We start from the raw sequence: 23409 nt of genomic DNA on the forward strand, positions 1-23409 counted from the left end.
ATGCCTTCATTTTTGCATCCGCTTTTTGCGGAAGTCGTTCGCTTCGATTGAGGAAGAACCCTTCATTCATCTCTGTCGTGGTTGCCATCCAACGTGCCTCAACTCATAATGTTGCTCTTCGAACGTATGCTTCTAACCTATCTTGACAAAGGAGGATTCATGATGAATCTGAAATTTCCTGCAAGGGGTCGACGTTATTCGTTTATGATGGGCCTTGCGTTGGTCAGCATGCTGACCATGCTCTTCGGATGTCAGCAGCAGCACAGAGTCGATTCGGTTGTCATTAAACCCAATACCTGCCCGCTTCCGGAAGACTTGTCGACAGAAGATCAACATAAGGTCAAGAAATTTGGTGCGGAAATATCAGGTCTCATGTCTAGCTTGGCTGGAGGCAAGCTTGATACTGATTTACAAAGCGCCCTCCAAAAAAATTATCCGGACGCCGGAGATGTAAATCGTATTTATGCCATGAGTTATGCCGCGTGTGTCTCTTGCCGGGTCGACCCGAATGATGTGAAGGGGTGTGCGCAACGTTTCGATGACATTATTGATAATTTCACGGCGAAAGACACAGCTCCGACCCATCCGGCGAAGGGGTATCGTTCCAAACTCCTGAATCCGTTGCGAGGCCCCAAGTAGTCTCTTCCCATCCATAGGATTGGGTCTTGCGAAATCTTTTCTTTGGTGTCCTCACCACTTTTTTCAGAAGGTGGGGCATCCAGTATTTTCTTGATGTGAAAACTACCGGGTATGCAATGTGTCCATTGCATCAAGGTACGGATATTCTGGAACTGACTTGCCAATAGTGATTTGAAGAGGACAAGCTCACCAATTCCTTGCAAGTTTGGCTGTTGCCGGTCACCGGAATCGGGTTCCGGAAGAAGACCAGCGGAATCGCAAAGACAATCCACACACAAGACGGCTATTTTAAATTGTCGGCTAACTCGCCTGTATCGCGGGACTACACGGCTGGCAAAAAATGACGCATGTCAATCTTCTCTTGACACCAATCCATTCTCTTCGTACGTTTCACAGGCAATCTGTGATATCTGGATTAATCGTTTTCCACCCTCAAATTTCTCATAAGCCCTTTTATGGAGATTGGGCTGGTTCGAGCACATTCCCGCAGGGTCGTTCGGTCTAAGACTTCCGGTTCTGGTGCAATAGGCTTTTTGTAATCATCATGCCGACTCCATCCTCCCTCTCTGAGATTCCCATTCAATTTGCCAAAGGGGTGGGGCCCAGAAGGGCTCGCTTGCTGGAAAAATTGGGAGTACTGACATTAGAGGATGCTTTCTGGTTTTTACCCTGGCGATACGAAAACCGCTTGGAAGTGTTGCCCATCGGGAACCTTCTCCCAGGCATGAAGGCCACCATTAAAGGCAGAGTACAGAAAGTGTTGGTGAAAACCACCTCTCGAAGAGGTCTGGTCGTCGTCACAGTTACGGTGAGGGATGAGACGGGTCTTATCGAATGCGTGTTTTTTAACCAGCCCTACCTGGAGAAAACTTTTGCGCCAGGTGTCTCCTTGCTATTGACCGGTTCAGTCTTGCCCAATTCTTCCGGAAGCCTACCGATGACGATGCGCGGGCCGGAGTATGAATTGTTGGATGAGGACGAATTGCCGGACATGTCGGGGGGACGGATTGTTCCCGTCTATCATGAGACGAATGGGTTGAGCTCCAAGCAGATTCGACGAATTATTCGATTAATTTTCGACCATTATGCCGGCCAGCTGCAAGAGATGTTGCCGACGGCGATGCGCATGCAACTGGGGGTCCCAACCCTTCCAGAGGCGTTACCTGTCTTACATTTTCCCAATCAGGAGCGTTTTGTGGAGGCCCTGAATCAACAGGCAACTCCCGAGCATAGGCGGTTGGCGTTTGAAGAAATGTTTCTCCTGCAATTAGCACTCGCCATGCGGCGCCAGGGGCAGACTCAGGACATTGAAGGCATCGCCTTTGCTGTTCGCAATCCGTTGGTCGAACAGCTGAAAACTGTGTTGCCTTTCTCGCTCACTTCCGCACAGGAGCGTGTGATCCAGGAAATTAGCCAGGATATGGGACGGCCAACCTGTATGAATCGCCTCCTGCAAGGAGATGTCGGGTGTGGGAAAACGGTGGTGGCTCTTCATGCCATCGTGATGGCCTGTGGGTCTGGGTATCAAGCCGCGCTGATGGCACCGACAGAAGTGTTGAGTGAGCAGCATTATTTATCGTTGTTTCCGTTGTTTGAGGCCCTAGGTATCCGTTGTCTCCTGTTGAAAGGCGGGCAAACAGGCCGCGAGCGAGGCAAAATTCTCGCAGGAATCCAGTCAGGTCATGTGCAGGTGGTGGTGGGTACACATGCGTTATTACAGCCTGATGTGAATTTTGCCAAGCTTGGGTTGGTGATTGTGGATGAGCAACACAAATTCGGCGTGCTGCAGCGCGCACAGCTTCGTGGAAAAGCGGCCTGGCATCCCGATGTGTTGGTGATGACCGCCACGCCTATTCCCAGGACCTTAGCGATGACGCTTTATGGCGATTTGGACGTGTCGGTGATTGATCAGTTTCCTCCAGGGAAAAAACCTGTAAAGACGATGTTGTTCCCGACCGGTCAACGGAAAGAAGCACATCGTGTGATGCGAAAGGAATTAGAAGCGGGGCGGCAGGCCTATGTGGTGTATCCGCTCGTTGAACCATCAGAAAAAATAGATTTGCAAGCAGCCGTTAAGGCTGCCGATCAATTACGCGAAGAATTTTCTCCCTTTCGTCTCGGTTTGTTGCATGGTCGCTTGCCTTCCCGCGAAAAGCAGATGGTCATGGCCCAATTTAAAAAGAAAGAGATTGATGTGTTGGTGGCCACCACTGTGGTCGAGGTGGGTTTGGACGTTCATAATGCGACGGTCATGCTTATTGAGCATGCGGAACGTTTCGGGCTGGCGCAACTTCACCAATTGCGTGGCCGGGTCGGGCGAGGTCTTCATCAAGGATATTGCCTTCTGATTCATGCCTTGGGAAAAATTCCGCCCTACTCTCAGCAAATGCCCATGAAACTTGAGGCGGGTCAAAAGTTTGCCAATGAGATCCTCGATAGCTCGGAAGCGAAAGCGTTCTCTCGATCAACGGCCCGTCGACGACTCGGCGTATTTGCGCAATGTGAAGATGGGTTTGCCTTGGCGGAAGAAGATTTGAAAATTCGGGGGCCTGGGCATGTTCTTGGAGTAAAGCAATGGGGAGATATCGATTTTCGTGTGGCGGATTTGGCTCGAGATACCGGGTTATTAATAAAAGCCAAGCAGATGGCAGTGGAATTATTGGAACGTGATCCTGCGTTGATCCTTCCTGAACATCACACCCTCAAGGAAACCCTTTGTCGCAAGTGGAGTGAAAAGTTGGCGTTGGGGGCTATTGGGTAAAACGAAGAGGCATGATTATTTCTGCAGTAATCCAATGAAATGAGATGAGATGAGATGAGATGATAGTGAAAGGGTTAATCCTACGTAGAAGATAGGAATCCTATCTGGATTGACCTCTCAGGAGGTTCATGGTAGATATCTCATGCCAAACTATCATTGCCCGGATGGCGGAACTGGCAGACGCGCCGGACTCAAAATCCGGTTCTTTCACGAGAGTGGGAGTTCGACCCTCCCTCCGGGCACCAGCATAACTTCTGTAAGATATTTTTGTGACATGGATAAAGTAAAATTCATCATAGGTTACATATCGGATTCGGGTGAGATTCATCAGGGGTAATTCGAGTATGGAGAATGGAGAATTGGTGTCAAATATTGACTTGACAGGGGCTATCGCCTTGACTATAGTTGGTGCCCTTGATCCTGAAATAAAATCGTATATTTGTATTAGTTCGTTTTTTTGATTATTAACTCACACTTCCAAGGAGGAGCCACATGCGGAAGGTAGGGTATTTTGGATTAGCAATGATTTTTGCAGGCTCGGTCAGCGTGGCGGTGGCGCAAGAGCGTCAACCACAGCATGTAGGGTATGGTACAGGGGTCGGGGAATCCCAGGGTGTTGGTGACAGATCACGGGTGATGGACCAAGACGATATGTTACGGTATCTCTCGGCAAATGAGACCATTCAGGGAGAAGTTATGGCTATTGATCTGTCAAGCCACAAGTTGTACCTCATTAAAGGGGGGAGTTCGCAGGATGAACGGCAGACCCTCAGAGGGTCTTTGAACATCATGACCTTGTATTTAGACGACAAAACGAATTATGAGAATTTGAAGGCAATTGGGAAGGGCGACTATGTAACCGTTCAAGCGGAGAACGAGACAACAGAGACCCAAAAATATGGAACGGGTCGAAAGTTAGTTCGTGATGTGTATGTATTAGACGGGAGTCAATTGCTAGGAGGGATCGACAACCCCAACTTTAAGGGCGGGTTTGGTCAAGGGCCTGATCCTAACATGGCCCAGGGTCAAAATATTATGAATGACAGCATGACTGGTGTGCCTGCTGGGGCTGTTCAGCCAGGATCAGTAGCTTCTGGCATCGTGAGTGAGCTTGGTGTGATGACCGGTGCTGCTCCTTGCTGGCAATGTGCCCCTCAACCTACAACTGTCAATGAAAAGACGGACAAAACCGTTGCGACTGACTACGGAGATGATCGCAAGAACTATAACAAGGGGACTGTTCAATAGGTTCCTGGTTATAAAATAGTTTTGTGCTTGAAAAGAGCGTGCCGGGCAATATCCGGCACGCTCTTTTATTATCTAGGTAATCATTCGAAGAAAGTGCGATTCTGTTAATAAGCTGACGGTGGGAGAAGATTGAGTGAACATGGAAGAATTGGATCTTCGAGGTGTGATTTGTCCGTACAATTTCGTGAAGACGAAGCTTAAGCTGGAATCTTTAGAAGTCGGTTCCCAATTGAGAGTGTTGTTGGATGAAGGCGAACCAATTCGAAATGTCCCTCAAAGTATTACCAATGAGGGTCACCAGATCCTTAAACAGGAAAAAGTTGAACACTATTACCTTGTGGTTATTCAGAAGGTAGGTGTGTGATGGGCGCCAGAACTAGTACCTTCGGGTTCTGGTTCAAATTGCCTTTTACTTCTTTGAGGTATCCCTTGAATTAAAAGCGTTATTTCTCCTTTAATTGATTTGGCTTTTAACTGTTGAGTCACTTCTTCTATTTCCCCTCGCAGTATTTCTTCGTTGATTTTTGTCAGTTCTCGTGTCAATACGATGTTTCTGTTTCCCATGACAGTAGTGATGACCTGTAATGTTTTAAGAATCCGATGCTGGGTTTCAAAGACAATAATGGTTCCTTTCTCTTCTTTAAGATTTTGAAAAAATTTTTCCCTTGCCCCTGGTTTTCTTGGAACAAATCCCTCAAAGATAAATCGATCCGTTGGTAGGCCTGACACACATAATGCCGTAAGAACAGAGGAAGGTCCTGGAATTGGAATAAGTGGAATGTTTGCCTTGATGGCCTGACGAACCAGATAAAAACCTGGATCAGAAATAAGAGGAGTTCCGGCATCGCACACCAATGCAACCGAACTTCCTTCCTGGAGACGATGGAGGAGAATTTCGGTTTTCTCCTCCTTATTGAAATCGTGGTAACTGGTGAGTGGTGTGCCGATATGATAATAGGTGCAGAGTTTTTGTGTACGCCGAGTGTCCTCAGCTGCAATAATGGCCACTTCTTTTAGAATGCGGATAGCCCGAAAGGTCATATCTTCCAGATTACCGATAGGAGTGCTGACAATATAGAGTGTTCCGGTCATGGCTTGTAGGGAAAATGATGTAAGGCAAGATTGAGATGGTACTGGGTGAGTCTGTCATTGTCCAGGAAGGTTCAGTCCTAATTGCCTCGTCCCTTTGTTTCAATATGAAAGGGCCTGAAGGGATGAATGAATGACGACCATTGATTGCAGGTCAGGTGGCTATGGGTGCGGGATGTGGATGATTTGAAATATCAGGATAATCTTCGGGTGATTTCAACCTCCTTATTATCAAATTTCGTTGTTGCCCATATGCTCATTCACGACCATGGACTATCGTCATTGAATCATCGGTCTTTGGGCAGCTTGGTGTCACAGATTGTTGGCGTATTGTATCCCCAAGCATGGCTTTTTAGGGTTTAAGTCCTGGCGTTAGAAGTCGCCTCCCTAACATTACGGTGAACGCTAATTGCCTAAGGTGATAGGGGGAATCCTCATAGTCAGGCAGGGGATCGAAGAAACTCTCGCCAGCCTTTGGGGTTTCCTTAATGAATTTCGTGAAATCGTGATTAGTGCGATTCCTATAAATAGAATGGCGGAAGACGAAAATATTGCAGCGTTGTCATAAATTTTTGATAGGAGGCTAGTGTGATCGGGCAAGCTTAAAACCTTTGTGGTGGAGCTACCCCAGCACTGCATAAGTTATGTTGGGGAATTCAGGTTTTTATTAAATAGGTGAAATTGGTAACTCGTTGATTTTCTTGACCTTCTATAGAGCCAGATCTATACTCGACATGGGTTTCTCTGCATGCTTCTTTACTAGGATATTCAATGCCTGAATTGCTGCCATTTCTCACCATGGGCTTTTATTTTGGAGGCACGCTCCTTTTCCTTTTATATCTCTGGCATCGTTCTGATGTCATCGCCAAAATTTCACTTGTGGCCACGGGATTAGGGTTTTTCTCTCATACTTCGGCGCTTATTATGGCTCTGGTATCGACGGGGCATATCCCTATTATGACCTTTAAGGATGCGATGTCATTTTTTGCCTGGGGGTTAGTGCTGGTTTTTTTGGTGGTTGGCCTAAAAAGGGGTTTAGCGGTGTTGGGCGCATTTATCCTTCCCTTGGCATTTCTGTCTCTCGTTTCGGCAACTCTTGCGCCTCAGTCATCTGGCACTCTTGCCCCGGTTTTTCAGACGGTATGGGTGCATGTGACCCTGAGTATTTTGGGTACCATCGGATTTGCTGTGGCCTTCGTGGCTGGGTTGATGTATGTGATGCAGGAGCGCCTTTTGAAGTCCAAGCAATTTAATGTGTTATCTTTCAAGCTCCCGCCGCTGGATTTTTTGGATTCATTAAATCAACGATCTATCCTTTTTGGGTTTCCCCTATTAACTTTGGGAATCCTGACAGGGGCAGTTTCTGCTCAATTGACGATTGGTTCATATTTAAGTTGGAACTCTGAGCAAATTTGGGCGCTTATTACCTGGGTTTTTTATTTCGCGGTCTTGATGGGAAGAGTGACGGCCGGATGGAGGGCGAAAAAGGCCGCCTATCTAACCATTGTGGGATTTGCCGGAGTAATTTTAACTTTTGTTGGCATCCTTATCAAAAGTCCGCAACCGATGTCACCGCTATGAATATTATCGTGTTAGGCCTCAATCATCGGACGGCTTCTGTTGAACTTCGTGAACTTTTGGCTATCCAGGATAGCCGGATGGGAGAGGCGTTGGGACGGCTCATGGCTTATTCAGGTATTAAAGAAGCCATGTATCTGGGGACCTGTAACCGAGTTGAAGTATATGCCGTCGTGGAAAATGGTGAATGGGGCTTTCGTCAATTAGAAGATTTTTTGGTCTCAACCCATTTCTCCTTATCCTCCGAGGATTTACTCCCTCACCTGTATCGATACAGTGAGGATGAAGCCATCGCGCATTTGTTTCGTGTGTCGGCGAGTTTAGATTCCATGGTCGTGGGAGAACCCCAGGTTCTAGGGCAGGTCAAGGAAGCCTATGAGTTGGCTTTGACTCATCGTTCATCCGGAGTCATTCTTAATAAGGTCGTCAAGAAGGCGATTTCGGTTGGGAAAAGTGTCCGGACGAATACACGAATTGGAGAATATGCGGTATCCGTCAGCTATGCCGCTGTGGAATTGGCCAAAAAAGTTTTTTCGAATCTGAAGCAACGAGTCGTACTGTTAGTGGGGGCAGGAGAGATGGGAAAGTTGGCGGCTCAACACCTGGTGAATCAGGGTGTGAAGGAGGTCCTCATTACGAATCGGAATCATCATCGTGCTTTTGCACTGGCCGAACGCTTCCATGGACAGGCGGTTCCGTATGAACAGCTTCGAAGCACGCTTCCCAAAGTGGATATTGTGATTTGCGCCACCGGTGCTCCCCACTATGTCATTACCAAAGATGATATCGAGATGGCGGTGTATCATCGAATGAACCGACCAATGTTTTTGATTGATATCACCGTTCCTCGAAATATTGATCCGGCGGTCAAGGATGTTGATAACGCCTATGTGTTTGACATTGATGATCTCAAGGCCCATGTGGGGCATAATCAGGAAGAACGATTGAAAGAAGCCGAAACCGCCGAGTCCATGGTGAGAGAAGAAGTCGGCAGCATGGTGGCCTGGGTTCGCGGACTGGAGGCAACCCCCACCATAGTGGCCCTGAGAAAAAAAGCGGAAGAGATCAAGCGGGGGGAGTTGGAGAAAGTCTTCGGTCGTTTGGGGGAATTGTCGCCGAAGGAGCGGGCTGCCATTGAAGGGCTGGCCTCCGCAATTGTGAATAAATTACTGCATGGTCCGGTCGTGACCTTAAAAACCGAAGCGCAATCTCAAAATGGATTTGCGTTTATTGAAGCCGCTCGCCGGTTTTTTGAACTGCGGGAACGGGAGATTCACTCTGAAGAGGTCCAGCTTCTAGAAGATGAGACGGGTGATGGCGTCAGTGGGGAGCCCCTGCCGCAAAAGGATGGCATGTGAATCAGACGGATAGTCGAGCACGATCGACGCTCATCGTGGGAACACGAGGAAGCCAATTAGCCATATGGCAAGCTGAATGGGTGCAACGCCAGCTCAAAGCCCTTGCTCCGGATATTTCTGTCATTCTGAAGCGCATCCAAACCAGTGGGGATAAAATTCAAGATGTACCTTTGGCCAAAATTGGAGGAAAGGGGCTGTTTGTTAAAGAAATAGAAGAAGCCCTGCTGAGACAAGATATTGATCTAGCGGTGCATAGCATGAAAGACGTGCCTTCAGAGTTACCTGAAGGACTGGAGATTGTTTGTGTTCCCGAGCGAGAGGATCCCAGAGATGCGTTGATTGCGCATGAAGGCCATATTTTAGCCACATTGCCGGTTGGTGCACGAGTCGGAACCAGTAGTTTGCGAAGACAGGCGCAGTTGTTACATGCGCGTCCGGATCTTGAGATTGCGATGTTGCGTGGGAATGTTGATACCCGACTTCGCAAGGTTCGCGAAGGTCATTATGATGCCATTATTCTGGCCGCCTCAGGCCTCAAGCGCTTGGGTTGGGATCAAGAGGTGACGGAGTATTTGTCCGTGGATGTGAGTGTGCCGGCAATTGGGCAAGGTTCGTTAGGTCTGGAAGGACGAAAAGATGATATCTGGGTTCGAGATCTGGTTGGGCAGTTTGAACATCGGTCTACCAGGATTGCGGTTACTGCTGAACGAGCATTGCTTGCAGGTCTTGAAGGCGGATGTCAGGTTCCAATTGCAGGTTATGCGACTATCCACGGGGACACGTTGACTCTTGTGGGGTTGGTCGCCAGTCTTGATGGGAAACGATATATCCGTCAGGTGCTATCGGGGCCAAATGGGGAGGCTGCTTCAATTGGCACGAGGGTGGCTGAACAACTGTTGGATGGGGGGGCGAAGCCCATTCTCCAGGAAATTTATGGGATGGCATGACCAAATCAGTTCCAAATCATGGTCGGGTTTTTTTAGTAGGAGCTGGGCCCGGAGATGCCAAGTTGCTGACCTTACGGGGGAGGGAATGTTTAGAGCAGGCGGATGTGGTGCTCTACGATCACCTGGCTAATCCGGAGTTGTTGAAATTTGCCCCTTCTCATGCCGAGTGTATTTATGTCGGGCGAAAAGGGCGTGGGGTTTACCGAGATCAGGCAGAGATTCATGTCTTGTTGGTGAGTAAGGCTCAAGAAGGTAAGTGTGTGGTGCGACTCAAGGGTGGGGATCCGTTTGTGTTTGGCCGTGGAGGTGAAGAAGCCGAAGTGGTTGCTGACGCAGGGATCCCATTCGAAGTTGTGCCTGGAGTGACTGCTGCCGTGGCTGTGCCGGCTTATGCTGGTATTCCCGTGACGCACCGGACTCTCGCCTCGACGGTCGCATTTGTGACCGGCCATGAAGATCCGACGAAACCATCGAGTGCGATGGAATGGCCGCGTCTCGCTTCGGCTGAAGGGACCCTGGTATTTTTAATGGGCATGAAAAATCTTCCGCAGATTGTGGCCCGGCTCATTCAAGAAGGCAAGCCTGCGACGACTCCCGTGGCGGTGATCAGGTGGGGGACCTATGCTCGTCAACGAACGGTGGTGGGTACCTTATCCGACATTGTGGGATTAGCCTCTCGGGCAGATATGAGTCCGCCATCCGTGATTGTTGTGGGTGAAGTCGTTCGGTTGCGTGAACGACTGAACTGGCATGAATCAAGGCCTCTGTTTGGACAAGGCATCTTAGTGACCAGACCTCGTGCCCAGGCCCCGGCTCTTTCAAACTTGTTGGCGGGGCAGGGGGCGGAACCGGTGGAATGTCCAACGTTGGAGATTCATCCTCCTGATAGTTGGTCTCCTGTGGATGAGGCGATTGCTGCCATTTCGACATACGATTGGGTGATATTTACGAGTGTGAATGGTGTGCAATCATTTATAAAACGTCTCTGGTTTCATCATAAAGATGTAAGGAGTTTGGCTGGAATCCGTGTGTGTTGTATTGGTCCTCGGACGCGGGAAGAGGCTGCTCGTTGGGGGGTTGCATCGGATCTGGTTCCTCAGGATTTTCAGGCAGAAGGAATTTTGCAGGCGCTCGGCGGGTTGGGGGTCTCCGGTCAACGGGTTTTGATTCCTCGAGCCAAAGTGGCACGCGAGATTCTCCCTGACCAGTTGGAAGCCATGGGTGCCACGGTTCATGTGGTTCATGCCTATCAAGCGCTCCCTCCTTCGGTCGATATTGGCCTTCTTCGCGATCGCCTTCGCAATAGGGAAATTCAATATGTGACCTTTACCAGTTCTTCCACGGTGAGGAATTTTTGTCAGTTGTTTGAGAATCGCCAAGAATTGCAGGAATTAACCCGGCATTTGATCGTGGCGGTCATTGGCCCGATCACAGCTCAAACCGTTCAGGAAGAAGGGTTGTCGGTGGATGTCATGGCGTTGGAGAGTACGGTTCCGGCGTTGGTCGATGCCATAATCATTCATGCCCAGCAAGCTCCGAAGGATACGCGATTGGTCTCGTCTTCATAATTATTCTATGGTGGAGGAAGTTTCAGACACCACGTTTTGTTAACCGATTGATGGGAGGAGTAGCGTCATGGTTCCTGTAAAATCTTGTATGGTCCCTGTAGATAAAATTGTCAAAGTTGACCGGGACATTTTGGTCAAGACCGCTGCAGAAATGATGCGGGATAATGGAATCGGGAGTGTGATTGTGACCAGTGGAGAGGAAATCATCGGCATTTTAACCGATACGGATTTGGTTCGACGTGTGGTTGCTGCGGGTGCGGACCCGATGCGGACGACGGTTGAAAAAATTATGTCTGCTCCGATTGTCAGTATCGAGGGAGATCGAACCCTGTTGGATGCAAATGATCTCATGGCTAAAGAACATATTCGGCATCTGGGAGTGACCCAGGCTGGGAATATGGTGGGGATGATCTCCGTGCGGGATCTCGTGGTCTTTTTAACGAATCTTCCTCGAAAGTAAGGACGAGTATGGGATTTCCCGTTCATCGTTTACGTCGTTTGCGGCAACATGAATCTCTTCGCCGAATGGTCCGTGAGACCCAGCTGAGTCCCGCAGATTTCATCTATCCTTTGTTTGTGACCTTTGGCGAGAATAAGCAAGAACCGATCGTCTCGATGCCTGGTCAATGGCGGTGGTCTGTGGATCGGGTAATTCAGGAAGCCAAGGATGCCTGGGAATTAGGGATTCCTGCCGTTATCCTGTTTGGAATTCCTGAACACAAAGACGAGCGTGGATCTTCCGCCTATGAGAAGGAAGGGGTTGTTCAACGTGCGGTACGGGCGATTAAAGATCATGTCCCCGATTTAATGGTGATCACCGATGTGTGCATTGATGAATATACTTCCCATGGCCATTGCGGAATTGTTCGAGACGGCCGGATTCTGAATGATGAAACGCTAGAATGTCTTCAGGCAATGGCACTGAGTCATGCGGAGGCGGGAGTGGATATGGTTGCTCCTTCCGATATGATGGATGGCCGGGTCGCCGCGATTCGACAGGCATTGGACCAACAGGGACTCTCTGAGATGCCCATCATGGCCTATTCGGCTAAGTATGCTTCCGCGTTATATGCCCCGTTTCGCGATGCGGCCTTCTCTAGCCCATCTTTTGGGGACCGACGGTCCTACCAAATGGATGCAGCCAATGCGAGAGAAGCGTTGCGTGAGGTGGAACTGGACATCCAGGAGGGTGCCGATATCGTGATGGTGAAGCCGGCTTTGTTTTATTTGGATATTATTCGACGGGTTCGTGAACTTGTGGCCGCTCCCGTGGCGGCGTATCAAGTAAGTGGCGAATACAGCATGATTAAGGCTGGGGCACAACTAGGCTGGATAAATGAAGCTTCGGTGATGATGGAAAGTTTACTCGCGATTAAACGCGCAGGGGCGGACCTGATTCTCACGTATTTTGCCAAAGAGGCTGTATGTCTCATGAACCGTGATGGTTTATGAAGATTACTCGAGGATTACCTACGGTTCGTCCCGCCTCCTGCCCTGTTCTGACCATTGGCAATTTTGATGGGCAGCATTTGGGACACCGTGCTCTTGTCCAGGCTGTTGTGAATTGCGCTCGGCAGGTCAACGGATTTCCTGTGGTGTTGTCCTTTGCTCCCCATCCTGTCGAGGTGTTGCGTCCAGGATCCGTCCATAAATTTTTATCTGAGGATTATGAAAAAATAGCATTCTTTGAACGTCTCGGAGTCGGGGAACTGGTGATTCTCCCTTTTACGATGGAGTTGGCCAGTCTGGGGCCGGATGAGTTTGTCCAGCAGGTTCTTCGTGACGGGCTTGGGATCCGAAAGCTATTCGTTGGAGAAAATTTTGTATTCGGTAGGGGACGAAGTGGTGGAGTGAAGGATTTGATTGAACTGGGGGCCACGGCTGGTTTTTCTGTTGAGCCGATTGCGCCCGTGATTGTGGGGCAGGAGGTGGTAAGTTCGACGCGCATTCGCAAATGCCTTAAAGCTGGGGATGTGGGTCAAGGTGCACAATGTTTGGGGCGCCCCTATATGTTAGAGGGGATTGTGATTCCCGGTGAGAAACGTGGGAAACAGTTTGGATGGCCGACGGCCAATCTTCGACTTCCAGGGCACCGAGTTCTTCCTTCGGATGGTGTGTATGCCACGCTGACAGTGTTTAAGGGGGAATGTCTGGATTCCATTGCCTATATCGGCACGCGGCCGACGTTTTCTGAAGAGGAACGTTTATTGGAAGTGCATATATTTGATAAGACTCTTCAGCTATATGGAGAAGATATTTCAGTGCATTTTATTGAAAGTGTGCGAGGGGATATGGTGTTTGCCAATCCCCAGGACCTCGTGAGTCAAATGGACCACGATGGTCAGCGAGCCAGGGAGATTTTGCGGAACTATTCAGGGCGACCCCGAATCCCTGCGGTTGTTCAGGGGGGAAGTGGATAGATGAATCGTTTAGTCCCCGTTCTTGGAATGGAATACAAAATTGACCAGGCCATTCGGGCAAAGGGCTTATTGGCGTCGGGAGATCGGATCGTGGTAGCGGTTTCTGGCGGTCCGGATTCTGTGGCCCTTTTTAGGTGCTTAGTGGAGCTGCGAACCCGGTGGCATTGGGACATCTGTATCGGTCATGTGGACCATGGATTTCGGGGACCTGAAAGTGAGGGGGATGCGAAGTTCGTGGAGGCTTTAGGTGAGAGATTTGGAGTGACCGTTATGGTGCGCCGGCTTTATCTGAATAAATACGATGCAAAATTGAAGAAGAAATCACTTCAGGAATATGCCAGAACTGCGAGATATCAGGCATTAGAACAAATAGTTCTTGACCGAAAGGCGACAAAGTTGGCGCTCGGGCATACGGCAGATGATCAAGCAGAGACGGTTCTGATGTGGATGCTGCGCGGGTCTGGAACCGGTGGATTGGGAGGGATTCCTCCAAAACGAGGAATGCATGTCGTTCGTCCCTTACTTGATATTCATCGGAGTGAAATTGTGGCGTATCTGGAGGAGAGGCAGGAGGATTCCAGAGTGGATTCCTCTAATATTCAACCTGTGTACCTTCGGAATCGCATTCGTCAGCACCTGATTCCTCAATTGAAACAGTATTCGCCGGGTATTGTGAATGTGTTGACCCGGCAGGCACATATACTTCGTGATGAGCATGCATATCTGGAGACATTAGCGGATGAAGCCTTTCAGCGCACATGTGTGTCAAATCGCATGGGAGAACGTCACTTTGACCGTATGGCGCTCTTAACCGTACCTTTACCTCTTCGTCGAAGAGTGGTCCGCCAGAGCCTTCAGATCCTTGCAGGACACCATCAGGGTCCGAGATTCGATCTTGTAGAAAGGGTATTAGACCGTATAGAGCATGGTCAGTCAGGTTGGACGATTACATGTCATGGAGTGCGGATTGCTCAGGAGTATGACCGTTTGGTGATGGCCTCCTGTGAGGAAGTGAATCAACCTGGAACGGATTATTCCAGCATGATGGTGACGCCTGTATCCATCCCTGGTGAGGTGGTTTGGCCTCCCACAGGAGAGCGTTTTTCGATTTCAAGAATATCCTCTCCCGTAATAGATGGCCATGCGAACCAATCAGAAGTTTATCTTGACCCTGCGAGATTTACTCCTGATTTGATGTTACGAAGGTGGGCGCCTGGGGATACTTTTTGTCCCAAGGGGCTTGGTGGGAAACAAAAAAAGCTGAAGGATTTTTTTTCGGATCTTAAAGTACCCCGTTCAAAACGGACCAAGGTGCCTTTATTGGTTGCGCCTGAGGGGATTGTCTGGATTGGTGGGTTACGAGCAGATGAACGGTTCAAGGTTTCATCATCCACAACTTCGGTCATTATGGCCAAGATGATCATGTAAGATGGAAGTCTCTATGAATCAAATTTTTGGGAAACCCCTCGTGACGCAAGAAGCCATGAGAGCTCGCATTAAGGAATTGGGAAAGCAAATTTCTCTGGATTATCAAGGCAAGGACCTCCTCGTTGTTGGGGTCCTCAAGGGAGCTTATGTATTTTTTGCCGACCTGGTTCGAGTTATTCGATTGCCGATTCAGATTGATTTTCTAATTGCCAAAAGTCACAAAGCAATAGGGAGTTCGGCAAAAAAGGTGAAAGTGTGGTCCGAGTTGACCGAAAAGATCAATAACCGCCATGTGTTGCTGGTAGAAGATATCGTTGATTCTGGAGTTACCGCACAGTTTTTAGTCAAAAATTTAATGAAAAAGAAACCAGCCTCCGTGGCTGTCTGCGCGTTGATTAGTAAGCCTGCCAATCGTAAGGTGGAGGTTGATTTGCGGTATGTGGGGTTTGAGGTGCCTCCGACCTATCTTGTGGGATATGGGCTTGATTTTAAGCAAAAATATCGAAATCTTCCCTACCTGGCTAAACTCGATCCGAATTTGGTTCAAGAAGACTCGCAGTCTTGATGCGGTTGTCAGTTGTAAAAAGTGCGTGATAGAATCAATTGGTTAAGCTATTGTCTCGATAGTGTGGCTCATTATGACATTTGAATTTCTAAGGGGGTTACCCTCGGTATGAATTCTCGGGTGAAAAACTTACTGTTTTGGGTCTTTGTGTGTTTATTCATGATTTTGTTATTCAACCTCTTTACGGTGCCAAATCAGCACCCGGAAGATCCGGTGATTTTTAGTGATTTTATGGCTCACCTGGAAAAAGGGGATGTTGAACGAGTCATCATCAAGAACAATAATATCAGCGCGATTTTGAAAGATGGTACCAGGATCCAAACGTATTCTGTCGAGTATCCAGATTTAGTTAAGGTCTTACAGGAAAAATCCGTACAAATTGAAGCCAAACCACCTGAAGATAATCCATGGTATATCACCTTCCTGCTCTCTTGGGGGCCATTTGTTCTATTTTTGGGCTTGTGGTTTTTCCTGATGCGTCAAATGCAGATGGGCGGTAATCGGGCTCTGTCATTTGGAAAAAGCCGTGCGCGCCTCCTGACAGAAGAGAAGAAAAAAATCACATTTGCAGATGTGGCGGGGGTAGATGAAGCTAAAGAAGAAGTCGTGGAAATCATCGATTTCCTGAAGGATCCCGCAAAATTCCAAAAATTAGGCGGGCGTATTCCTAAGGGCGTTCTGATTGTGGGACCTCCAGGGACCGGAAAAACCTTGTTGGCCAAAGCGATTGCCGGTGAGGCAGGGGTGCCATTTTTCAGTATCAGTGGATCGGACTTTGTAGAAATGTTTGTCGGGGTTGGGGCTTCCCGGGTTCGAGATCTCTTTGAACAGGGGAAAAAACATGCGCCCTGTATCATCTTTATTGATGAAATTGACGCGGTAGGACGACTACGGGGCGCAGGTCTTGGCGGAGGTCATGATGAACGGGAACAAACACTGAATCAATTGTTAGTGGAAATGGATGGGTTTGACACGACGGAAGGTGTGATCCTGATTGCGGCCACCAACAGACCGGATGTGCTCGATCCTGCCTTGTTGCGACCAGGCCGGTTTGATCGGCAAGTTGTGGTGAATCGTCCTGATGTTCGTGGGAGAGGGGAAATTCTCAAGGTTCATACTAAAAAAGTTCCTGTCTCCTCAGATGTGGATCTGGAACAAATTGCCAGAGGGACTCCAGGGTTTTCAGGGGCTGACTTGGAAAATCTGGTCAATGAGGCGGCTCTGTGGGCAGCTCGCCTTGATAAAAAGTCTGTTGACCAGATTGATTTTGAAAACGCCAAAGATAAGGTGTTAATGGGTGTAGAACGTAAGAGCATGGTTCTGACTGAGGAAGAAAAGCGTACGACAGCGTTTCATGAGGCTGGCCACGCATTGATGGCGAAACTCTTGCCAGGAACGGATCCTGTTCACAAGGTCACCATTATTCCTCGTGGACGGGCTCTTGGCATGACGATGCAATTACCCATCGATGATCGACATAGTTACTCGAAGGACTTTTTGTACAATACGCTCTCCATTTTATTTGGTGGGCGCGTTGCAGAAGAATTGATCTTTAAAAGTGTGACGACTGGGGCAGGGAACGATATTGAGCGGGCCACTGAATTGGCCAGGAAAATGGTCTGCGAATGGGGTATGAGTGACAAATTAGGTCCATTGACATTTGGAAAAAAAGACGAAGAAGTTTTCTTGGGTCGTGATTTTGGTTCACGCCGAGATTTTAGTGATCAAGTTGCGTTAGAAATCGACAAAGAAGTCAAACGCCTGGTGATTGAATCTTATGAGCGAACGACCAGGATGCTGACCGAGCACATTCATACATTACGGGCCATTGCAGAAGCGTTGTTGGAGAAAGAGGTGTTAGACGGTATAGAAATTGAAAAAATCGTTCAACAGTCATCTTCCCTTGAGCAAGCTGCCGCAGTATAACGGATTTTCTGATGTGCTTTTCATTCAGAATAGTGATGTAATTCTATTTCAAAACTGAGCAGATTTGTTTTTCTGCTCGTTCCCCTTTTTTATGAATAATAGGTTGAAACGCCTGCTTCCATTCAGATCAAACTTCCCTATCCCTCGTGGATGAAGAGCATTTTAACACGGGCCCCACCAGCATTGTGGTGGATTTGCCTAGCGAACTTAACCGCCAAACTTTATCCCCCACGTATTTTTGTTGAATTTCTCGATTTCCTAGCCATTCAAATCATTGTGCTTTATAAGATGGAGAGCCTTATATGATTATTAGAGCCAATCATGGAAATGATTTTGTCAGCAGCCAGGGGCTTTGAAGCCCATGTCTGTTCCAAAGTCCATATTTCCTGAAATTCGCTGTCGGGAGAAAAGAATGCCCATTGGGTCAAAGGTGTTAATAATGGGTATATTGAACGTGACCCCAGATTCATTTTCTGAGGATGGGCGGAACCTCAAAATTGGGGCAGCCATTGAGCGGGCACAACAGATGATTGCGGAGGGGGTGGATTTGATTGATATCGGTGGGGAATCGACGAGGCCTGGAGCGTCATATGTGGACGAGGATGTGGAAATAAAAAGAATCTTTCCCATTCTGACGGTTTTGAGGAAACTTACCAATATCCCACTTTCTATTGATACACGGAAAGCTGCCGTGGCTCGGAAGGCGTTGGATCTCGGGGCCGATATCATCAATGATGTGAGCGCTCTTCAGGATGATCCTCGGATGGCTCAATTAATTCAAGAATACGGAGCGGGGGTTGTCCTCATGCATCGGAAGGGCCATAGCGTAAATATGCAGCATGCACCACAATATAATGATGTCGTGGGTGAGATAAAGAACTTTTTATCTGAACGGGTCTCCATGGCCCAATCGATGGGGATTCCGGCAGATCATATTTTAGTTGATCCGGGAATCGGGTTTGGGAAAACCCTCAGTCATAATTTAGAAATTCTCCGTAACATTGGGGAGTTGCTTCCATTGGGACAACCTATTTTAATTGGGGTGTCACGGAAGGCATTCCTTGGCACGTTAACTGGAAGGCCGGTTGGTGAACGAGAATTCGGGAATGCTGTTGCGGTGGCCGCTGCTGTTTGGCAGGGAGCACATATGGTACGAGTCCATGAGGTGGGAGCCATGCATGATGCCATTTTGGTGGCTCAAGCTTTACAAAATTCGTGCGACAAGTAGTATAGGAGTATATTCTCCAAGCGGCGTTTCCACCCGTTTGTTCTGCTTATAACCGTCGTGATGAGCCATATGCCCAATATTGGTCGCCCCCTGGGCGATGCCGCAAAGAATGATTGTCCTTGATTAAAGTGGAAATTTTTGAATTTTCTTTCCAATCCCTTGATTTGCTAATGGGTGGAGAGACAGGGAAAATACTCCACTACTCAAATTGTTTTTTGGCCTGCGAAAATTACTAGGAAAGAAAAGGGAGCCACATGGGGAAACTATTCGGTACGGATGGGGTGCGTGGGGTCGCGAACCTGGATCCGATGACCAGCGAAATGGCGATGAAATTAGGACGGGCGGCGGCCCATGTTTTCCGAAAACGAGATGGACGACATAAAATCATCATTGGTAAAGATACTCGTGTGTCCGGGTATATGTTGGAGTCGGCCTTAACTGCCGGCCTATGCTCCATGGGTGTGGATGTCTTATTAGTCGGACCCTTACCGACCCCAGCAATCGCGTTCATGACCCGTAGCCTGAGAGCTGATGCTGGGGTGATGATTTCTGCTTCTCACAATCCCTATCAGGATAATGGCATCAAATTCTTTTCGAATGACGGGATGAAGCTGCCTGATGAACTGGAACATCGAATGGAAGACCTTATTCTTTCGAATGAAATTGAGCATATTCGACCGACGGCCGAGGCCATTGGGAAAGCCTATCGCATTGATGATGCCGAAGGACGATATATTGAGTTCGTCAAGCGCTCGCTTCCGCGTGAAATGGATTTTCAGAATATGCGAATCGTCTTGGATTGTGCACATGGAGCGGCTTATCACGTTTTTCCAAAGGTCATTCGTGAACTGGGAGCGAAGGTCTGGGTGATGGGTAATGATCCTGATGGTCTCAATATTAACGACGGGTGCGGTGCAGTGCACCCGGAAAGATTGCAGCAAATGGTTCGAGACAGGAAGGCCGACCTCGGTATTGCCCTGGACGGAGATGCGGATCGGGCGTTGTTTGTCTGTGAGCAAGGACAGGTTGTCGATGGAGATCATGCTCTCGCGGCTTTTGCTCTTGACCTCAAAAGACTAGGCCGATTACGACACAATACGGTGGTGGGAACCGTGATGAGTAATTTTGGGTTTGAGGTCTGCATGCGAGAAGCTGGTATCAATCTGATACGAACAGCAGTGGGGGACCGATACATTTTAGAGCGGATGGTGGCTGAAGATTATAATCTGGGTGGCGAACAATCCGGCCATATGATCTTCTTGGATTATCATACGAGCGGTGATGGGATGATCTCCGGCTTGCAAATGCTGAAGCTGATGCAGCGGGCTCAAAAGCCACTGTCGGAAATTGCCATGTGTATGCATTCCACGCCTCAGGTGTTGGTGGGGGTCACCGTTCCCCGTAAACCGGACCTGCAGACCCTTCCACAGTTACAGCAGGCGATTCAAGACAAAGAGCGCCTGCTGAATGGAACCGGACGGATCCTTGTACGCTATTCCGGTACGGAACCGTTGCTGAGAGTGATGGTCGAAGGGCAGGATAGCATGGTTATCAAGGAGATTGCGGAAGATTTAATTACGGTGGTGAAGTCCTGCATTCAGTAAGGATTAGAGGGGCTCTCGCCATTATTTCAGTCGTTTGCTCCAATGAAAGATTTGGCATTTAGGAAGAAATAGACGCAATAATCCATATGGCCTGCTTTCCTCCAGCCTCAACCATTTGAGTTAAGTCCCTTGCTTCTTTTATGGGCATGGTCTCCTGGAGACGGTGGAAGGCCATACTCTACGCTTAATTATGGGGTCTTTGAGTAAGGAAACCTTAGTAGGCCTTGAGATGAGCTTCATTAACCATATGCGCTGTCCTATGTGATACTTCTTGGAGTGGTGTCCTACCTCACCGGGCTTTGGCTTGGTCCGTTTCTTACCTTGTTTCCCCTGTCACTTCTAGGGGCTCTTCTTAGTTTTGGGTGTATCCTTACCTGGTTTGAACAACAGAAACGTGTAACACGACAGACAGGATTTATCCTATTTGCGCTTGTGGTAGGAGGAATCGGTCATGCGCATTGGGCATCGATTGCTCAGTTAGATTCGAATCTAGTTGCTGTGGTCGAGGAGCAGTTAATTTTTCTTGAAGGAAGGATTGTGGCCCCCGTCCGGCAAACTCCAGATGGGCTCATTTTGCTGGTGGAGGCGACTCGATTGGTGAGGCAGGGAAAGGAGCAGGTGGCTCAGGGCCGAATCCGTCTCACCTGGCGGGACCCCGGTGAGTATTCATTGGTCTATGGGGATCACGTTGCCTTCATGGCCCGAGTACGCGAACCCTATGGCACAATGAACCCTGGCGGGTTTCATTTTGGGCAATACCTTAAACGGCAGGGGATCCATGCTGTCGCGACTGTGCAAGGCCCGGAAGCCATCAGGGTTCAGGATGCCCAAAAGCGGACTACCCGTGAGTTGATCTTAGGTGTTGTGGATGGTTGGCGCCAAACGATTCATCACGCGGCAGTGTCCAGTCTCAGAAATCCTGCTTTGGGATTATTCCTGGGGATGGTATTAGGAGAACAGAGTTATATTGATTCGGACATTCGAGACGCATTTATGGCCAGCGGAACCGTGCATATCCTCTCGATCTCTGGATCTCATTTAGGCCTATTGGCTTTGTTGATTTTTGCCGGGGCACGATGGACCTTCCGCCATTTACCAATATTCTGGCTTGAGCGACTATCCTTACGACTTACCGCCACCCGCTTTGCGGTCCTCATCACATTGCCCGCCGTTTCCTTTTATACCTTGCTGGCTGGTGCGGAAATGGCGACGGTCCGTTCCTGGATCATGATCGTTGTGTGTTGCGTCGGCATATGGTTGGGAAGGGAGCGCAATTTGGTGACAGCCTTAGCCGTCGCCGCCCTCCTGATGGTATTGCCGCATCCGGAGGCCATTCAGGATATTTCATTCCAGTTATCATATCTCTCAGTTGCGGCGATTGCCCTCGTGGTTCTGGTGCGAAAACAGAAGGAATCCAACCTATCGGGATTAGATGAAGCCTTCCCACCGGCACAACCGACCTGGGTCGTGGGTCTCTGGCATAAGGTTGTGCTAGCCTGGCTGATCACCCTCGCAGTCAGTTTGGCCACCTTGCCTTTGGTTGCCTATGACTTTCATCAAATACCCTGGCTGGGGTTATTTGCCAATATGGTGATTGTGCCCTTGGTTGGCGCGTTGATGATTCCTCTAGGTCTGTTGTCAGGAATGCTCGTCTTAATGGGGGGAGGAGGCACTCTTCCCTTGGCTAGTGTCAATCAATGGGTCTTTGACTGGCTCGCGCAGGTCGTATTGATGCTCTCACATATTCCGGGAGCGACTTGGTATGTCGCATCGCCGAGCCTGAGTTCGATGATCGTCTTCTGGGGAATGCTGGCTGGGGTTGTGGCCCTGTGGCATCGGCATCTGTTCCGATGGGGGTGTGGGACAATCCTGCTTGCGATTCTGCTGTGGTGGGGATGGTCGCCACGCACCGGGTGGGATCCGGGAACCGTACGAGTTACGTTCCTGGATGTGGGGCAGGGTGATGCCACCCTCATTGAATTACCCGACGGTCAAACCGTGTTGATCGATGGCGGACCATCCTATCGACGATTGGATATGGGACGTGCGGTCATCGGGCCATATCTCTGGAATCAGGGTATCCGGCGGCTGGATCATGTGATCGCGACGCATCCGCAATGGGATCATGTCGGCGGATTACCGTGGGTGTTGGACACGTTTAAAGTAGGACAGTATTGGGATAATGGCGTCTCTCGGCCTGAACGATTTTTTTCTCGTCTCCACTTGGCGGTAATATCCGCCGGGCTTCGGGAACAGATACTTTCGGCAGGAACTGTCATTGTCAGCTCAGGACCTTGTTCTCTGATTGTGCTGAGTCCTTCCCGTAGCGAACGGGCGGAGAGGTATAGTTCCTGGACAGTGTCTAGTGGAAAGGATCTCAATAATCGATCGCTCGTTACCAGACTCGAGTGCGGGAACCATTCCTTTTTGCTCACGGCCGATGTGGAACAGCAATCTCTTGATGATTTGCTGCACGTTTCCAATGGTTTTTCTGCTCGCATCGTGAAAGTGCCGCATCATGGAGCGAAAAGTTCTCTGAACCGTGAGTGGGTGAATCGACTTCAAGCTGAAGCGATGGTTGTTTCGGTTGGAGCCCACAACCGGTATGGCCATCCGGCTCCCGAGGTTTTGGATGCGTATAAAAAGCGAGGCCTTCCTTTATACCGGACTGATCGGGATGGGGCAGTCTGGTTCACCGCGACTCCCGGTTTGGACGACATGATGGTGAGAACAGCAATGGAGGAAAGCCTGCTCCAGGTTCAAGCTGGTCCGGGTATGTGGAGAGAGGAATGGGCCAATTGGACTCGGATAAGAAACCGATAAACAGGGTTTTCCCATAACTCGCTATGTGGGCTTCAGGGTCATTTCCATGCTTGACCTTCTACCCACTTTTGATTCCATCTGGGATGTTTTACGGTAGAATTCTCGAATCCGTCAATTGCTGAGGGGTTGGATCTTTTCCCGCATATTGGGAAGAGACGTGTGTTGAATTTGTATTAATTGTTTTAAGCCACCATAGAATAGAGGATATACTGTTAAGCCTCGGATAC

At 48.9% G+C, this 23409-nt stretch carries 18 protein-coding genes and 1 tRNA gene; 18 read left to right on the top strand and 1 reads right to left on the bottom strand.

All coding sequences use genetic code 11. The annotated features are described in order from the left end of the window. Positions 1-159: 159 nt before the first annotated feature. The 5 genes from PJI16_09515 to PJI16_09535 all read left to right on the top strand — a co-directional run bounded on the left by PJI16_09515 (position 160) and on the right by PJI16_09535 (position 5012). Positions 160-639, top strand: coding sequence for a hypothetical protein (locus PJI16_09515; protein MDT3777791.1), 480 nt, complete (start codon positions 160-162; stop codon positions 637-639). Positions 640-1183: 544 nt separating this feature from the next. Then, the gene (gene recG / locus PJI16_09520; protein MDT3777792.1) at positions 1184-3400 is read left to right on the top strand and encodes an ATP-dependent DNA helicase RecG; all 2217 of its coding nucleotides are present in this window, start codon (positions 1184-1186) and stop codon (positions 3398-3400) included. 158 nt (positions 3401-3558) lie between these two features. Then, positions 3559-3645 (top strand) — tRNA-Leu (locus PJI16_09525). A 247-nt stretch (positions 3646-3892) separates the two neighbouring features. Further along, a complete protein-coding gene (locus tag PJI16_09530; GenBank protein ID MDT3777793.1) occupies positions 3893-4648 on the top strand; it encodes a hypothetical protein in 756 nt (251 codons plus the stop codon). A gap of 139 nt (positions 4649-4787) precedes the next feature. Beyond that, on the top strand, positions 4788-5012 hold the full coding sequence (locus PJI16_09535; protein ID MDT3777794.1) for a sulfurtransferase TusA family protein: 225 nt from the start codon (positions 4788-4790) through the stop codon (positions 5010-5012). Here PJI16_09535 and rsmI read toward each other — a convergent pair. Continuing rightward, positions 4994-5740: a 16S rRNA (cytidine(1402)-2'-O)-methyltransferase gene (gene rsmI, locus PJI16_09540; GenBank protein ID MDT3777795.1), complete on the bottom strand. Its 747-nt coding sequence runs from the start codon at positions 5738-5740 to the stop codon at positions 4994-4996. The genes PJI16_09535 and rsmI overlap by 19 nt on opposite strands. Positions 5741-6508: 768 nt before the next feature. Here rsmI and ccsA point away from each other — a divergent pair. The 13 genes from ccsA to PJI16_09605 all read left to right on the top strand — a co-directional run bounded on the left by ccsA (position 6509) and on the right by PJI16_09605 (position 23182). After that, the gene (gene ccsA / locus PJI16_09545) at positions 6509-7318 is read left to right on the top strand and encodes a cytochrome c biogenesis protein CcsA (protein ID MDT3777796.1); all 810 of its coding nucleotides are present in this window, start codon (positions 6509-6511) and stop codon (positions 7316-7318) included. Next, complete coding sequence (gene hemA / locus PJI16_09550; GenBank protein ID MDT3777797.1) at positions 7315-8673, top strand: glutamyl-tRNA reductase; 1359 nt, start codon at positions 7315-7317, stop codon at positions 8671-8673. Before ccsA ends, hemA begins: the two co-directional genes overlap by 4 nt. Beyond that, positions 8670-9620, top strand: a complete 951-nt coding sequence (hemC, locus tag PJI16_09555; GenBank protein ID MDT3777798.1) for a hydroxymethylbilane synthase — start codon at positions 8670-8672, stop codon at positions 9618-9620. The genes hemA and hemC overlap by 4 nt, the downstream gene beginning before the upstream one ends. Further along, on the top strand, positions 9617-11188 hold the full coding sequence (cobA, locus tag PJI16_09560) for a uroporphyrinogen-III C-methyltransferase (GenBank protein MDT3777799.1): 1572 nt from the start codon (positions 9617-9619) through the stop codon (positions 11186-11188). The genes hemC and cobA overlap by 4 nt, the downstream gene beginning before the upstream one ends. Before the next feature lie 67 nt (positions 11189-11255). Beyond that, the gene (locus tag PJI16_09565) at positions 11256-11648 is read left to right on the top strand and encodes a CBS domain-containing protein (GenBank protein MDT3777800.1); all 393 of its coding nucleotides are present in this window, start codon (positions 11256-11258) and stop codon (positions 11646-11648) included. Between the two features lie 8 nt (positions 11649-11656). After that, positions 11657-12640: a porphobilinogen synthase gene (hemB, locus tag PJI16_09570; protein ID MDT3777801.1), complete on the top strand. Its 984-nt coding sequence runs from the start codon at positions 11657-11659 to the stop codon at positions 12638-12640. Beyond that, complete coding sequence (locus PJI16_09575; GenBank protein ID MDT3777802.1) at positions 12637-13608, top strand: bifunctional riboflavin kinase/FAD synthetase; 972 nt, start codon at positions 12637-12639, stop codon at positions 13606-13608. The genes hemB and PJI16_09575 overlap by 4 nt, the downstream gene beginning before the upstream one ends. Continuing rightward, positions 13609-15036, top strand: a complete 1428-nt coding sequence (gene tilS, locus PJI16_09580; protein MDT3777803.1) for a tRNA lysidine(34) synthetase TilS — start codon at positions 13609-13611, stop codon at positions 15034-15036. A gap of 13 nt (positions 15037-15049) precedes the next feature. Then, positions 15050-15601 (top strand): hypoxanthine phosphoribosyltransferase, encoded by a 552-nt coding sequence (gene hpt, locus PJI16_09585; protein MDT3777804.1) that lies wholly within the window; start codon positions 15050-15052, stop codon positions 15599-15601. Between the two features lie 108 nt (positions 15602-15709). Further along, positions 15710-17527, top strand: a complete 1818-nt coding sequence (gene ftsH, locus PJI16_09590; protein MDT3777805.1) for an ATP-dependent zinc metalloprotease FtsH — start codon at positions 15710-15712, stop codon at positions 17525-17527. A gap of 439 nt (positions 17528-17966) precedes the next feature. Then, the gene (gene folP, locus PJI16_09595; GenBank protein ID MDT3777806.1) at positions 17967-18755 is read left to right on the top strand and encodes a dihydropteroate synthase; all 789 of its coding nucleotides are present in this window, start codon (positions 17967-17969) and stop codon (positions 18753-18755) included. Positions 18756-19009: 254 nt separating this feature from the next. Next, positions 19010-20359 carry a phosphoglucosamine mutase gene (gene glmM / locus PJI16_09600; protein MDT3777807.1) on the top strand — a complete coding sequence of 450 codons (1350 nt, stop codon included), beginning with the start codon at positions 19010-19012 and terminating at the stop codon, positions 20357-20359. A 261-nt stretch (positions 20360-20620) separates the two neighbouring features. Next, positions 20621-23182 (top strand): DNA internalization-related competence protein ComEC/Rec2, encoded by a 2562-nt coding sequence (locus tag PJI16_09605; GenBank protein MDT3777808.1) that lies wholly within the window; start codon positions 20621-20623, stop codon positions 23180-23182. Positions 23183-23409 lie beyond the last annotated feature (227 nt).

The organism is Nitrospira sp. MA-1 (assembly GCA_032139905.1).
GTDB lineage: Bacteria > Nitrospirota > Nitrospiria > Nitrospirales > UBA8639 > Nitrospira_E.

Coding starts and splice junctions, on each gene's coding strand:
- PJI16_09515 (MDT3777791.1), top strand. CDS start 160: ATGATGAATCTGAAATTTCCTGCAAGGGGTCGACGTTATTCGTTTATG.
- recG (MDT3777792.1), top strand. CDS start 1,184: ATGCCGACTCCATCCTCCCTCTCTGAGATTCCCATTCAATTTGCCAAA.
- PJI16_09530 (MDT3777793.1), top strand. CDS start 3,893: ATGCGGAAGGTAGGGTATTTTGGATTAGCAATGATTTTTGCAGGCTCG.
- PJI16_09535 (MDT3777794.1), top strand. CDS start 4,788: ATGGAAGAATTGGATCTTCGAGGTGTGATTTGTCCGTACAATTTCGTG.
- rsmI (MDT3777795.1), bottom strand. CDS start 5,740: ATGACCGGAACACTCTATATTGTCAGCACTCCTATCGGTAATCTGGAA.
- ccsA (MDT3777796.1), top strand. CDS start 6,509: ATGCCTGAATTGCTGCCATTTCTCACCATGGGCTTTTATTTTGGAGGC.
- hemA (MDT3777797.1), top strand. CDS start 7,315: ATGAATATTATCGTGTTAGGCCTCAATCATCGGACGGCTTCTGTTGAA.
- cobA (MDT3777799.1), top strand. CDS start 9,617: ATGACCAAATCAGTTCCAAATCATGGTCGGGTTTTTTTAGTAGGAGCT.
- PJI16_09565 (MDT3777800.1), top strand. CDS start 11,256: ATGGTTCCTGTAAAATCTTGTATGGTCCCTGTAGATAAAATTGTCAAA.
- hemB (MDT3777801.1), top strand. CDS start 11,657: ATGGGATTTCCCGTTCATCGTTTACGTCGTTTGCGGCAACATGAATCT.
- PJI16_09575 (MDT3777802.1), top strand. CDS start 12,637: ATGAAGATTACTCGAGGATTACCTACGGTTCGTCCCGCCTCCTGCCCT.
- tilS (MDT3777803.1), top strand. CDS start 13,609: ATGAATCGTTTAGTCCCCGTTCTTGGAATGGAATACAAAATTGACCAG.
- hpt (MDT3777804.1), top strand. CDS start 15,050: ATGAATCAAATTTTTGGGAAACCCCTCGTGACGCAAGAAGCCATGAGA.
- ftsH (MDT3777805.1), top strand. CDS start 15,710: ATGAATTCTCGGGTGAAAAACTTACTGTTTTGGGTCTTTGTGTGTTTA.
- folP (MDT3777806.1), top strand. CDS start 17,967: ATGGGTATATTGAACGTGACCCCAGATTCATTTTCTGAGGATGGGCGG.
- glmM (MDT3777807.1), top strand. CDS start 19,010: ATGGGGAAACTATTCGGTACGGATGGGGTGCGTGGGGTCGCGAACCTG.